This is a genomic window from Streptomyces sp. NPDC034086 (assembly GCF_055575515.1).
This window is the reverse complement of the sequence record NZ_JBVISM010000003.1, coordinates 237,878-251,211: the sequence shown is the minus strand read 5'-3', so window position 1 is coordinate 251,211 and position 13,334 is coordinate 237,878. Positions and strand designations below refer to the sequence as shown.

12 protein-coding genes and 1 pseudogene are annotated in these 13,334 nt (G+C 70.6%); all 13 read left to right on the top strand.

The window, feature by feature from the left end:
- The first annotated feature begins 3 nt into the window (after nt 1-3).
- Nucleotides 4-264, top strand: coding sequence for a hypothetical protein (locus tag ACZ514_RS11055; protein WP_388933220.1), 261 nt, complete (start codon nt 4-6; stop codon nt 262-264).
- A gap of 106 nt (nt 265-370) precedes the next feature.
- Nucleotides 371-925 carry a hypothetical protein gene (locus ACZ514_RS11050; RefSeq protein WP_468163738.1) on the top strand — a complete coding sequence of 185 codons (555 nt, stop codon included), beginning with the start codon at nt 371-373 and terminating at the stop codon, nt 923-925.
- 7 nt (nt 926-932) lie between these two features.
- The gene (locus ACZ514_RS11045) at nt 933-3,932 is read left to right on the top strand and encodes an ATP-binding protein (protein WP_468163736.1); all 3,000 of its coding nucleotides are present in this window, start codon (nt 933-935) and stop codon (nt 3,930-3,932) included.
- Between the two features lie 49 nt (nt 3,933-3,981).
- Entirely contained in the window at nt 3,982-4,524 is a 543-nt protein-coding gene (locus tag ACZ514_RS11040) for a hypothetical protein (protein ID WP_468163734.1), read from the top strand.
- 56 nt (nt 4,525-4,580) lie between these two features.
- Nucleotides 4,581-6,905 (top strand): hypothetical protein, encoded by a 2,325-nt coding sequence (locus tag ACZ514_RS11035; protein WP_469124568.1) that lies wholly within the window; start codon nt 4,581-4,583, stop codon nt 6,903-6,905.
- A gap of 12 nt (nt 6,906-6,917) precedes the next feature.
- Complete coding sequence (locus ACZ514_RS11030; protein WP_468163730.1) at nt 6,918-7,541, top strand: hypothetical protein; 624 nt, start codon at nt 6,918-6,920, stop codon at nt 7,539-7,541.
- 31 nt (nt 7,542-7,572) lie between these two features.
- A complete protein-coding gene (locus ACZ514_RS11025) occupies nt 7,573-8,190 on the top strand; it encodes a hypothetical protein (RefSeq protein ID WP_469124567.1) in 618 nt (205 codons plus the stop codon).
- Nucleotides 8,191-8,195: 5 nt separating this feature from the next.
- The gene (locus tag ACZ514_RS11020; RefSeq protein WP_469124566.1) at nt 8,196-9,212 is read left to right on the top strand and encodes a hypothetical protein; all 1,017 of its coding nucleotides are present in this window, start codon (nt 8,196-8,198) and stop codon (nt 9,210-9,212) included.
- Nucleotides 9,212-9,829: a hypothetical protein gene (locus tag ACZ514_RS11015; RefSeq protein ID WP_468698443.1), complete on the top strand. Its 618-nt coding sequence runs from the start codon at nt 9,212-9,214 to the stop codon at nt 9,827-9,829. The genes ACZ514_RS11020 and ACZ514_RS11015 overlap by 1 nt, the downstream gene beginning before the upstream one ends.
- Entirely contained in the window at nt 9,819-11,345 is a 1,527-nt protein-coding gene (locus ACZ514_RS11010; RefSeq protein ID WP_469124565.1) for a WhiB family transcriptional regulator, read from the top strand. The genes ACZ514_RS11015 and ACZ514_RS11010 overlap by 11 nt, the downstream gene beginning before the upstream one ends.
- 12 nt (nt 11,346-11,357) lie before the next feature.
- On the top strand, nt 11,358-11,609 hold the full coding sequence (locus tag ACZ514_RS11005; RefSeq protein ID WP_468163720.1) for a hypothetical protein: 252 nt from the start codon (nt 11,358-11,360) through the stop codon (nt 11,607-11,609).
- Between the two features lie 848 nt (nt 11,610-12,457).
- Nucleotides 12,458-13,126 (top strand): DUF998 domain-containing protein, encoded by a 669-nt coding sequence (locus ACZ514_RS11000; protein ID WP_469124564.1) that lies wholly within the window; start codon nt 12,458-12,460, stop codon nt 13,124-13,126.
- A gap of 44 nt (nt 13,127-13,170) precedes the next feature.
- A pseudogene (locus ACZ514_RS10995) lies at nt 13,171-13,328 on the top strand (DUF4287 domain-containing protein); the annotation flags it as partial.
- Nucleotides 13,329-13,334: the final 6 nt, after the last annotated feature.

Sequence of the window (13,334 nt, the reverse complement as noted above, 5' to 3'; positions counted from 1 at the left end):
GCCATGATCCTGGCAGCAACGACCCTCGAAGGCATGTTCGGCAAGATCCAGGGGATCCTGGCCGGCCTGGGCCTCACGGTGGCCTCCTGCGCCCTCCTCATCCTCGGCATCCGGATGCTGCTGTCGATGAAGCGCGGCGACGGCATGCGCGAGGCCTTCCAGGGCTTCGGCATGATCGCGCTGGCCGCGTTCATCATCGGTGGCGCCGCCGGTCTCGCCGGAATGCTCATCAGCCTCGGCGAGCAGATCGGCGGCAAGGGCTGATCCCCGGGAGGGGCCGTGAGGAACGGCACCCGGCCAGCGACCGTAGACGTGCCGCCCGCGATCGCGGCGCGGAGCACGCAGCCACACCAGAGAGGGGGACCGACTGATGACGCAGGACACGCCGGACGCACCGGCGCCCATGGTCGCCTACGACCACACGGACCTGCTGAACCGGCCCAAGCGCATCTGGAACTGGGGCAACATCCCGCTTCCCGGTCTGCTCCTGCCCGCCCTGGGCGCCGCCTTCGGTTTCGGCGTGCTGTGGTTCGTGCTGCTGCTGACGCTGTCGGCCCTCCTGCCCTTCCTGGGCCTGTCGCTCATCACGTCGGTCCTGTACCTCGGGCCGCCGGTCGGCGTCTACTTCGTCTGGGGCCGGCCGCTGCCCTCGTCCCTCACCCTCAGCCAGCAGGTGGTGGTGTGGGCCGACTACTGGATGCAGCCCAAGCGCCTCCAGGGCCTGGCCGCGGACCGCGAGCCGGAAGAGCTGCACTGGCAGGTCATTCTCTGGCAGCCGGGCGCGAGCCGCTGGCACAAGCGGTACGACGCGGCACTCGTGACGGCGGCCCTGCACGGCTCCTCGTACGCCGCGTCCGCTCCACCCCCGGTCGCGCCCTCACCCAGCGCACCCGCCGAGACCGCAACCACCGAGACCGCAGGATGACTCCTCCATGTTCGTGCTGATCTTTTTTGGCGGGGCGGTCGCTTTCTTCCTGATCGCCATGCTCCTCGCGTCCACTTCCTCGAAGAAGAACGCCGGGGCCAAGAACGGCGGCTCCGGCAGCCCGGGGAAGCCGCGCGGCGGCTCCTCCTCCCGTGGCCAGGCCCCGGCCAAGCGGCGCGAGGAGATGCGGCTGCCCTACCGGTACGCCGACGACATGATCTTCGTCCACGGGGACTCCGTCTGGACGGGCATCGCCCTGCCCACGGCCATCGACGAGTACCTCAACGCCGTCGAGCTCCAGGCCATGGCCGAGGCCCCGGCCCGCGCGCTGCTCAACCTCGCCCGCGGCGACCGCAACGTCGAGTGCCACTACCGCAAGGTGTACCGGCCGATCACCGCACAGGACTGGGCCGAGCAGCTCAACGCCGTGGCCTGGGAGCCGACGGAGAACTACAAGGCGTACAACTTCCGCAAGGCCGAGTACCAGGAGCGCATCGGCGCGCAGCGCGAGCGCAACATCCTGCTGGTCAAGCTGGGTTCGATGAAGCGGAAGTCCGGCAACGACCAAGGGGTGCTCCCCGGCGGGGACGACCCGGTCGAGGAGTCGGGCGTCACGCGCTCGGTGCGCGACGCCGCCGACGCGGCCGCGGCCGGTGCCACGGGCGTGCACGACGAGTACCTGTCGCCGGAGCTGCTGGCCCGCTGGACCCAGGTCGCCCGCGAGATCCACGAGGGCCTCGAGGGCCTCGGCGGCAGCCCGCTGAGCCGGGAGGAACTGGTCTGGCTGATCCGCAAGCCGCTCCACGGCGACCTGCCGATTCCCGCCGAGCCGGTGCTCGGCAGCCGGGCCTGGGGCCCCGACCAGTTCGACCTGGTCGTCGACTTCTCCGGTGAGAACCGCAAGACGCACATCGTGCTGCACCAGTACGACGAGATGACCGGCGAGCGGCGCACCAGCTACACGACCACCCTCGTCGCGGCCAGCTGGCCCACCGAGACCCGTTTCCGGCAGTCCACCGCGTGGGCCCGCTACGCGGCACAGCACGTCGACTTCCCGGTCGAGATCGACATGCGGTTCACCCTCATCCCGTACCTGAAGTTCCAGGACCGGGCGAAGAAGATCAGCGGCAACCTCGTCGACGAGATGAACGACATGGCCAACTCCGGCCGTGCCCCCGGCACCCAGCTCGCCGCCCAGGTCACCCGTGCCCAGAACCTCGTCGACGACGTGGAAGAGCACAAGATGCCGGGCATGGAGGCGCAGATACGCTTCACCATCTCCGCCCCCGACCTCACCGAACTCGAGAGGCGCCGCCGCGTCCTGGAGATGCAGTTCAAGCAGGACCTCAAGGTCACCCTGCTGCGCCCGAGCCGCCAGCAGTGGCGCCTGCTGCAGTCGCAGCTGCCGGGTGACGCGCCCAAGCTGCCGATCGCGCCGTACCTGCGGCTCCAGGAGGTCGAGCAGCTCGGCGCCGGACTGCCCACGGCCGGCACCGAGCTGGGCGACAACCCCGAGCGCCGGTCGGGCAAGCAGCTCGGCTGGGTCGGCAACCTGGTCGGCTGGGCCGGCAAGACCCCGGTCCACTACTCGCTGCACGTCGGCCCCGCCCGCAACGACGGCGGTGGCGTGGCCATCGTCGGCGCGTCCGGCGGTGGCAAGTCCTCGCTGGCCCTGCAGAAGTTCTACGAGGAGTCGGAGTCGGGCGTGCGCTGCCTGGTCATCGACCCCAAGACCGACTTCGCCCAGCTCTGCTACTACCTGGCCTTCGGATCCCAGGTCAACGACCCCGAGTTCCCCCTCGACGCCGAGGCGGGCCTGCTCGGCACCCCGCAGAGCCGCTTCCAGCCGGTGAACCCGGAGTTCTGGGCCGAAACCGAGGTCGTCGACCTCCTCAAGGGACAGGCCGGCGTGCTCGACCCGTGGGTGGTCGCCCGCGACGTGCCCTCCGGACGACTGCTCGCCGAGACCATGCTGCGCGGTTTCCTCGGTGACGAGGACTACCAGCGGGTGCGCCTGCCCGTCATCGAGGCGATGGCCACGGTGGTCGGCTGGTACAACTCCGCGATCCGGCAGGCCACCGAACAGGGCCTGAGCGCGCGTGACGCCGAACGGCAGGTTCCGCGGCCGACGCTGTGGCAGGTCGTCGACGAGGTCGTACGCGCCTACGACGACGCGGTGGCGAGCGGCGACCGCGAGGCCGTGAAGGACCTCAAGCTCGCCCAGATGCTGCTCACCGAGCTGCGTACCCTGCCGTACGCGCGACTCGCCTTCGCGGAGAAGCCGCAGACGCTGTCCGCGATGCGCAAGCGCCGCACGGTGATCACCCTGCGCGGTTTCCAGACCCCGGCCTCCTCCGACCCGCGCAGCTGGAACCCGGCCGAGCGGCTGGCCGCGACGGCGCTGATGGCGGTCGTGGAGCTGGGCAGCCAGATGCTCGACGTCGGCTACGAGAAGAACCCCGTGACGGGCGAGGTCGGACTGCGGCCCAAGGCGCTGTTCGTCGACGAGGCGTACGTCGTGACCGCGACCGAGAGCGGCCGCGACCTGATGCGGCGCGCGCTCAAGCAGGGCCGCTCGTACCTGGCGGTCATCGTGCTGATCACGCAGCAGGCCATCGACCTCGTCCAGATCGAGGACTCCGAGGCCCGCAGCGGTGGCGCCAACCAGATCCACACCGTCTTCGCCTTCAAGCAGAAGTCCGCCCAGGAGGCCTCGCTGGTGGCCCCGCTGCTCGGCCGGCCGGAGAGCGACACCAAGGTGTCCGACTCCCTCCAGGAACTGCGGACGGGTGTCTGCCTGCAGCGGGACGTGGACAAGCGGGTCGGCACGGTCGCGGTGGACCTGGTCTTCCAGGAGATCCTCGCCGCCACGGACACCAACGGCACCACCCGCCCCGGCCGCCAGTCCGTCGACCCGCCGCTCAGCGTGTGGGACTGGACCTTCATGCAGGAGGCCGCGCGCGAGGAGCGGTCGTCGGCCGAAGCTGAGCCGGCTGCCACACGGTAGCGACACTCCGCGCCGACGCCCATCCGAACGCCACACCCCAGGAGACACCATGCGTTTGACCAAGACCTTCACCGCCGTGACCGCGGCCGTCGCACTGACGGCACTGACCGGCTGCGGCGGGCAAGGGGAAGACGCGCCGCTGGCAGCCCTGGGCCTGCCGAAGGCAGAGAACATCGCCGGTATCGAAAAGCTGATCAACAACGGTGGGACCTGCCGCGAGCTCGAGGCGGGCCGCATGGGGAAGGACGCCGACAAGCGCCTCAAGGAGCCCGCGTTCGCCGTCAAGGAGACGGCGACCTGCAAGGACGAGCGGGGCAAGTACGCCACCCTGCTGCTCCTGTCCGACATGAAGAAGTTCCAGGAGGCGAACCAGAAGGCCCTGCAAGGCGACGCGGACTTCGACACGGGCTATTTCGTCGGGCAGGACTTCGCGGTCGTATCCGGCAGCGACGACGGCGCCAGGGGCCTGAAGCAGGCCGGGCTCTTCCTGATGTCCTGCAACGCCAAGTTCAAGGCCGAAATCCCCAGCGGCTACAAGGTCAACGAGGAACTGGTCAAGGGGTGCTTCGTGACCGACTTCCTCCCCTCGTAGCCCACAGGCCGTCCCAGCCCGCGCCCCGTCCCTTGCGGAAACCCAGAAGGAAGCCGATGTTCTTGCGCCGTAGCGCCAAGTCACGCGGAACTGCCACCGAAGGCGCGACGTTCCGCAACCGGGTGAAGGCAGCCGGCCGGGCCGCCAGGGCCGGTGTGTTCGTGGTCCTCGCCCTGATCGCGCTCACGCTGGCGGCTCCCGCAACGGCGTCCGCGGACTTCTCGTGCAGCTTCACCGGGGACGACGCCTACGAGCTGGACCAACCGGGCGCCAACGGCGAGGGATGGTTCCCCGCAGTCAACCAGTGGGAGAACGAAGCCCAGCGCGCCAAGAACCTCAACGACACCACGGGCATGGTGACCGGCGCGGTCAACATGCCCCGTGGAGCCAACCAGTACACCATGTACGAGCTGAACGGCGTGCGCGGCATGAACTGGTCCGGCACGCAGCGTGGCATCGGCGACGCCTCCCAGACCGACGCACGCGTGGACGCCAGTGGCGCCGACAACTGCGAGATCATGGACTTCGTCAACAACGGCATCGCGAACCTGGTCTTCGACGGCACGAAGATCCTGACGCGAGTGGCCATATCGATCAAGGAGTTCGCTTCCAACCCGAGGCCTCTCAGCGGGCTGTACAGCGGACGCGACAACGTCGTGGACACGCTGAAGGTGAAGGTCTTCATCCCCGCCGTCCCGGTCATGATCGCTCTTACCGGCATATGGGTCTTCGGCAAGTGGCGCAAGGGCGAGATGCGTGAAGCCTGGTCCGGCGTCGGCTGGGCAGCCCTGACCTCGATCGCGGTCGTGGCCCTCCTGACCGGCGGCAACTTCCGCAAGGTGATCGACGAGGCGGACACCGGTATCGCCGCAGCCAACAGCTACCTCAGCGAAGCGGTGCTCAGCGGCATGGCGGACGAGATGCAGCCGCCCTGCGACCTGCCCCCCAATGCCCCCAATCGTGGTCTGCGCATCTCGAGTTGTGCCATGTACGACACGATGGCGTTCCGGCCCTGGGCGCTGGGTCAGTTCGGTCCGGGCGGCACGAACTGCATCTTCAAGAGGGAGGGCGGCGGCGAGGTGGTCAACGGCACCTGCCGGCCGGCCAGCGCCGCCACCGAATGCGACTACGGCAAGGGCGCTCGTTGCGAGGACCTGCGCGTCCGTCAGATGGTCTCGCAGTCCATGACCAATATCGACGTCACCAAGGAGGTCAGTACCGAGGACAAGTACAAGAAGGACTGGTACGGCGTCCGCCAGGACATGGCCGGCGGTAAGGGCGCCAACCAGGAGAGCGATGACCCGAAGAAGCGCGTCTACCCCGTCGCGTTCGACGAATGGGCGGGGCGCAACGCCGGGAACCGGATCGGGCTGGCCGTCTACTCCCTGATCGCCGCGCTGATCGTCGGCATCATGGTGATCGTGCTCAGCGCGCTCACGCTGCTGTGGCACGCCGTCACCCTCATCATGATCATCATGCTGCCGCTGATCGCCACGATCGGCATCCACCCGTCCCAGCAGAAGGTGCTCAAGGGCTGGCTGCAGACGTTCATCCACAGCTTCGTGCTCCGTGCCGGTTTCGGCGTCATCCTGACGGTTCTCCTGGTGCTCTACCAGATGATCCTGCCCGCCAAGATCTCCCTCGGCATGCAGCTGCTGATGCTGCTGCTGGTCACCGTCGCCGTCGTGATGATGCTGAAGAAGCTGCTGTCGGGGGCCTACAGTCCGCAGATCGCCGGCGCCCAGGACGCGCTGGGCGTCGGGGACATGGCGAACACGGTGGGCGGCAAGCTGGGCCAGTACGCCCCTGGGGCCGCGGCCGGCGCCGCGAAGGCGACGGGCCGTGTCGCCGGCGGCACGGCGAGGGTGGCGAAGAAGGGCACACTGGCCGCTGCACGGACCTACGACAACAAGAAGAACGACGGCCGGTGGCAGAAGGAGGGCAAGCTCTCCACCCCCCAGCCCTCCAAGCGTGAACAGCGCAAGACCGCGTACCAGACCGCGACGGTCCAGAAGGACCAGCTCGCGGAACAGTACGCGGCAGTCGAGGCCAAGCGAGAGCGGCAAGCCGCAGAAGCCGAGCAGGCCCAGAGCAGCGGCGGCCGTCTCGTTGGCGGTGGTACGCCGTCGGTCTACGTGCCGCGGCCGCAGCCCGCACCGCCCCTGCCGGCACCGGCACCGGCCCCCGCGCCCGCCGTCCCCGCGCAGCAGGACCCCCGCTCCTCCAGGGGCCGCGTCAACCCGCCGGACAACGGAGCCGCGCGCCAGCAGCCGCGCGTGCCCGCGCCCGAGCCGCGCGCCACGCCGACACCGCCCACCCCGCCGACGCTGCCCACCCCGCCGACGCCGCGGGACGGCGGCGACGGCCGGGTGTCCCGCTAGGAAGGCCCGAGCATGGCAAGCGTCCTCACCGACCACCCCCCGCAGCAGCTCGCCGCCGAGCTGGGCGCGCTCCTGCGGGTGGACTGGCGTGCCGTGTGGCCAGGCGTACCGGACGGCGAGGCCGAGCGCGCCGAGTGGTGCGCGGGCTTCGGCTGGGAGCCGCTGTGGTCCCAGTCGGGCCTGTGGGTGCGTACGCGGCGGGGCGGCCGCCTGCACCTGGCATCACGGGCCGGCCTCGGCCGGCCCGTGACCCGGGCGTCGTACACGGTCTGGAAGGTCGCGGCTGCCGGGGACTCCGAAGGCGGGACCGTGCTGGCGGTCGCTCTCGACCGGTACGCGGCCCACCTCGCCCGGATGACCGCCGCGCTGGGCGCTGCGGGCTGGGAGGGCGCCTGGGACAGCCCCGACTTCCCGGAGCCGCCCGCTCCGGGCCGGTGGGGCGACGCCGAGGAGCGGCGGCAGCTCAGGGCCCCGTACCGTCTGGCCCAGTGGAGGTACCCCAACCCGCTGGCCCCGGTCATCGTGCTCGACCTGGACCACCGGGAGGGCGGGTACGCGGGGGGCGGGACGATCTCGCTCACCTTCCACGGACCGGCCGATCCGAGGGCGCTCGACGGCCCCGGTTGGCTGCTGTGACGTACGCGACGCGAGAAAGAGAGACCACGACATGGGCACGCCCTTCGAACCGCCGGTGAACCGCACCCCGCAGGAACTCGTCACCGAGCTGCGCGGGCTGAGCGACGTCCACTGGGAGACCGTCTGGAACGGGCCGCCCCTGCCCAGCCAGGGGCTGGATGAGTGGTGTGCCCAGTTCGGCTGGACGCCGACCCAGTTCGAGTACGTCCTCAACGTGGTCACGCGGACCGGGGGCACGATGACGCTGAACGCGCTGGGAGGCAGCTGGGCGCCCGTGCAGAGTCTGTCGCACTGGGTGTGGGGCGAGTCGGCGATGAACCCGGAGGGCAACGCGCAGGTGCTGGCCGAGGCCGACCGGGTCTGGCCCCTCTACCGCGACGCCGTGTCCTCGGTACTCGGCGCCCCGGCCTGGGACGGCGCCTGGGACTCGACGGACTTCCCCGACGAGCTCCCTCCGTACGCCGTCCCGAAGCCGGAGAGCCGTCTGAGGGAGAAGCGCCCCTACCGCATCGCCTACTGGGAGCTCGCCGCACCGCACGGTGCGCTCGTCAGCCTGACCATCACACCTGCCATGGGCACCGCCGACGGGTCCGACGCCGGAGTGGTCAACATGAGCCTTCGGGTCTATCCCCGTCCGCTGGGGGTCTGACCACGGTGAGTCCGGAACCGATACCCGAGGGCATACTGAGCGGCGCTCTGCTCCGGGCGAAGGCCCGGGAGAAGGCGGCCCTGGATGCCAAGAGCGACCCGGAAGCCGTGGTGGCGCGCATCAAAGCCGCCGCTGCGGCCGCGAACATGAAGCCGAAGGCCTACATCGACGCCCTTGCCACGGACAAGACGAAGCTCTCGCCGCCCGAAGGGACGAAGCCGGTCAGTGCCTTCTGGTCGTACGGCATCGAGCACCCGCAAGCGCCGGAGAACGACCGGGGCGTCCCGTTCCTGTCCCAGCGCTTCATAGCGGAGGAGTGGGCCGCACAGCAGAACGCGACCGATCCCGGGACCGCACAGACCCTGGAGACGACCCCGGGCGGTCGTGAACTCGACGACATGTTCCTCTGGGAAGACGAGGTCATTGAGGCGCTCGGTGGCGCGCGCGCGGGCTTCGGCCCGGGCTACGCCAAGGCCAAATGGGACGAGATCTCCGCGACGTACGGCGGGCTGGCCGAAGGGCGGGTGGTGGTCTTCGCGGACATCGGCAACACCAGGGCGGTCCTGCACCAGAAGGAACTCGGCACGCTCTGCGAGAACGAGAACGTCGGACTGCACAACATCCACTTCGTGTACGAGGCCCCCCAGTCCTGGCCCGAGGTCACTCGGGCCGAGGCCGGCACGAACGCCGTGCGGGCCGTCGCGCAGTTCGACAACAAGGACCTCCCCCGCTACATCGACCCGTACGCCTTCGCGGCCGACACCCCCGAGGCCCGCAAGGCGAAGATCGACAATCTGATGGAGGCCGTAGCCCCGGGGCAGGCACAGGTTCCCGCCGTCGAGGCGCCCGAGCAGCAGCAGGCCACGCCGAAGCGCCCGCCCAGCCCGCTCTGGCAGATGGGCTTCCAGCAGCCGACGACCATCACCCGGCGCGAGACCGCCGGACCGGTCTCCGGAGCTGAAAGCGCGGGCGCTCCGGTCCTCACCCTCCGCGCCCCCGCAACAGGTATGGACGGTCCGTGATGTCCCTTCGCCCCTTCCGCGACTCCTTCGCTCGGCTGCTCCGTCAGGAGCGTGACGACGCGTGGGCCGTGCGGCTGCTCCGCCGGATCGTCTTCGGCATCGCCGGCGCCTACACCCTCTTCGTGCTCGCCTCGACCAGCATGGCCTCGTTCATCACGATGGCCGCGCTGCTGGCCCTCGCCCTGCTTGTGTGGCTGCTGCGCCGTCGCGGCCAGCTGCTGCTCGGTCTCGCCTCGACCGTCGTCACCGCCGCGATGACCGGCTACCTGGCGGCCGCCGGCGACATCGCGCGTGGCTCCTCCGGCGGACTTCTGAGCGGCCAGGCGGTCTTCGGCTACTGGGCGCTCGGCGGCATGGCGCTGCTGGGTGCCTGGATGCTCAAGCGGCCCCGGGGCCGCCGGGGCGTCACCGTCGTACTGGCCGACGTACTGCTCGTCGGCGCGTCCGGGGTGGGAATGGTGGCGCCGCTGTACGGCGTACCCCTTGGATTCCTTTGCGTCGTAGGCGTTCTGACGCTCCGTAGCGGAGCGTTCTCACGCGTAAACCGGCGTGAACCCAGGCTGGGGCGCCGGGGCCTCCGCCGGATCGCGGCAGCCGCTGACACGGATGCGCGGTGAGGTGGTGGCCCGGCATTTCCGTTGTGTAATAAGTGGTCCACAGCAGGCGGTACGGCTTTGCCGCTGCCAATTGACCTGCTCTAGAGTCCCCGTTGGTCACAAAGAACATCGGGGGACTTCTTTCATGGCGAGGACAGCGATGAGAACCCGGCCGGCAGCGCTACTGCCGGCCACCACGACGCTTCTGCCTTGCCAGCGGCGGCCCGACATCTTCGCGGAGCCGCTCCTGACACGTCCGTCCGCAGGTGCTCCGGAACTGCCCTTCCGCATGAGGCGGAGCCAGGCCCTCACCCATGCGGCCCGGCAGCTGTGCTTCTCCTGCCCCGTGTGGGCCGAATGCCTGCAGGGCTCTGTCATCCGGTCCGATCCGGGCGGTTACGCGGCTGCCACCACGGAGCAGGACCGGCGCTGGATCCGCAGGCGGCTGCACATCGGTGACAGCCTGGGACGCCTGACCGCCACCGCGTCCGCCACGGGTGACGGCTGCGGTGAAGCGGTTGAAGCAGCCGCGGTACTGGACGCGTTCAGCGCCCTCCAGGAGCACCGGGCACGCCGGTCACCGGGTTCCGGCCCGGGGCCGGGCCCGGGGCCGGTACCCGCCCAGCGGCAGGATCCGGCACAGCACTACCCGGCGGACCGCCGACCGCGCACCGACACGGACGAGGTGTCGAAGGCGGGCGCTCCGGCCGCGTCGGGAGCACGCATCGCCTACTCCCTCGCCGATCCGGCCCTGGCCATACAGAAGAGCGTGCTCGGTCCGCTGGCGTCCGCCACGCTCCCCATGCTCAAGGTCACCGAGCAGCTCGCCGGGATGCTCGCGTTCACCCCGTCCGCCGCGGTGGCGCCCGAGCTCCTCGCGGCGGTCACCCGGACCCGCACGAGCCTGGAGTCCTGGCGTGCGGCCGTAGGCGACGAGACCGTCTACGAGCTGACGGACAGCGCCCTGACCGGTTCCGTGAGCGTCGAGCTGGCGACCAGCGATCCCGTCGCCGCGCTGCGGCAGGACATCCTCGAGCCCCTGCTGCGCCGCCTGGCGGACTCCCTGCACCATGTGGAGGCCATCACCGCGGTGCTCGTCCCCGCGGCCCCCAGCGCGGACCCGGCCGCCGTCGCGCACGCCCGGAACCTGGCGGCCGTACGGGAAGCGGTGCGCGAGCTCGGCTCCCACCTGAAGCGCTACCAGCCCCTCACCCCGCGCCAGGACCACGGCGAGGGCCACGTCGGCGCCCCGTGCGACGATCACCCGCACCACTCCGCCCCGGGGGCGGGCGGGGCCGGCCCCTGGGGCGTCCCCAGCCTGCGGCGCGCGGTGGAGACGGTGGTTTCCTCCTTCCCCGGTCACTTCACGGGCCGCGACGTGGTCGCAGCGCTGCCTCCGGGTGCGTACCAGGACGCGGGGAAGTCGGTCAGCAACGCCCTGTCCGCCATGGTCAAGGCGGGCCGGCTCCTCCGGGTCTCGCGCGGCACCTACATCGTGAACCGGCCGTCCACCCGCGAAGCCGTCCCGAACTCCTGAAAGGCAGTCGTCGTGCAGCCCACCCCTCCGGTCGCGGAAGTCCGCGTCTTCTCCCACCACGCGGGCCTGATCGACGAGGTCCCCGTGACGGCCCCGCCCTTCGGCAACATCCAGGACGTCGTCATCGGCATCCTCCAGCAGCGCGCCCAGCAGCTCGGCTTCCCGACCCCCGCGGTGATAACCGACGACCGCTACGGCGGTGCGGTCCGCCTCCTCATCCACCCCGACGGCAGCACCGAAACCCTGCCCGACGACCAGCCCTGACCGCGTTCCGCAGGACGCCTCCACCCCCCGTCGCTTCCCTGACCCCCGAGGGCGGGCTGCCGCGCCGACCGGGCGCGGTACGGGACGGGCCCCGCCGCGTTGCCCATGCGACGCGTTTCGGCCCTCGCCCCCACTGCGGACGGGTTCATCTGCCGAGTCGACGAGTACGCTCCGACGCTGGATTCCGGGGGACGGTTCTCCGGCCATGCGGATCACACGTGCGACTCACGCCCTGACCGGGCCCCGAAGTGGCTGGTGCACGCATGGACGACGCTCACGCCTGGCGGGTCGGGGGTGAGCGTGCGGGCTCTGCGTTGCCCTGCCGGTCGGAGGGGCGTCGACTGCCGCGGTCGGGCCGGCGGGTGGGCGAAGCCGGATCCTCGTTGGCGCGGAGAATCGGGGCAGCGCCTGAGGCGGCCGGGCCAAGAGCTCGGACAACGAAGAAGCCCAGGCCGCTGACCTGGGCCTTCTTGCAAGAGCGGATGACGGGAAGCGAGTCCTTGCCGGCGCCCAGGCCCTTGGCACGAAACGCCACCGTTCGGCTCCAGCGGGTGCCCGGCGACAGCGGGCGGCCCAGCCCGGCTGGGGCCGGGCGCATGTTTGTGCCCGCGCCGTCGGCATCCGTGCGGACTGCTCGGGCGAGGTGATCCTCACAGGGGCACGGCACCAACCTGACGCCCCGATCGGGTAGTTATGGCACAGGGGCACGTTGCGGCACGCACTTTCCAGTGACGCGAGCGCGAGGGAATCCCCATAGTCGTGTGATCCAGCGCACATCACTGGGGGCGATTACTTCGCCTCTTGCCGTCGGTCATACCAGCGAAACCGCCGACGGAAGGAAGGCCCCCATGACCCACACGCTGACCGCCCCGCACGACATCGTCTCCAGCGCGCCCGCACCGCGCCCGACGGCGCGGTGGGCGGTGACCGGCGGCATGGTGGCCGGCCCGCTGTTCCTGGCGGTCGGACTCGGCCAGGGCTTTGCGCGGGACGGCTTCGACGTCACCCGGAACGCGATCAGCCAGCTTGCCCTTGGCGAGTCGGGCTGGGTCCAGACGGTGAACTTCCTGCTCGCCGGCGCGCTGTTGATCGCCGGCGCGGCCGGACTGCGACGGGTGCTGCGCGGCGGACCGGGTGGGACCTGGGGCCCGGTCCTGGTCGGCGTGTTCGCCCTCTCCTTCTGGGTCGCTGCGGCCTTCCCGGCCGACGCCGGGGCGGGCTTTCCCGTCGGCGCCCCCGACGCGACCGTGATGAGTGGGCGCGGCGTCGTCCACATGGTCGGCGGGATGGTCGGCTATCTCGCTCTGTGCTCGGCGTTCGTCGTCCTGGCCCGTCCGCTGGCCGCCCGGGGCCTGCGGGGCTGGGCCGTCGCCTCCCGCGTCGTGCCGGTGGTCGTCCTCGCGGGATTCCTGACCTCGGCCGTCTCCGTCCTGGCTTTCACCGCCGGCGCGGGACTCGGTCTGCTGTGGCTGACCGGGGTGACGGCTCGGCTGGCCGGCACCCCGGCGAACCGCTAGCGGACCGCTTCTCTCGCCGGCGTCATCGACACCACCACGATCATTACTGCCGTCCGATCGCCGAGTGGAAGGACCTCATCCGCTGTCCCCGCTGACGAAGCACATGGAGCTCGTCAACTGGCTCATGCCCGAGCACGGCCTGGGCCACGGCCGCGCCAACGCCCTCGTCACCCACACCCTCGCCGAGAACAGCGGTCAGTGAACGCGA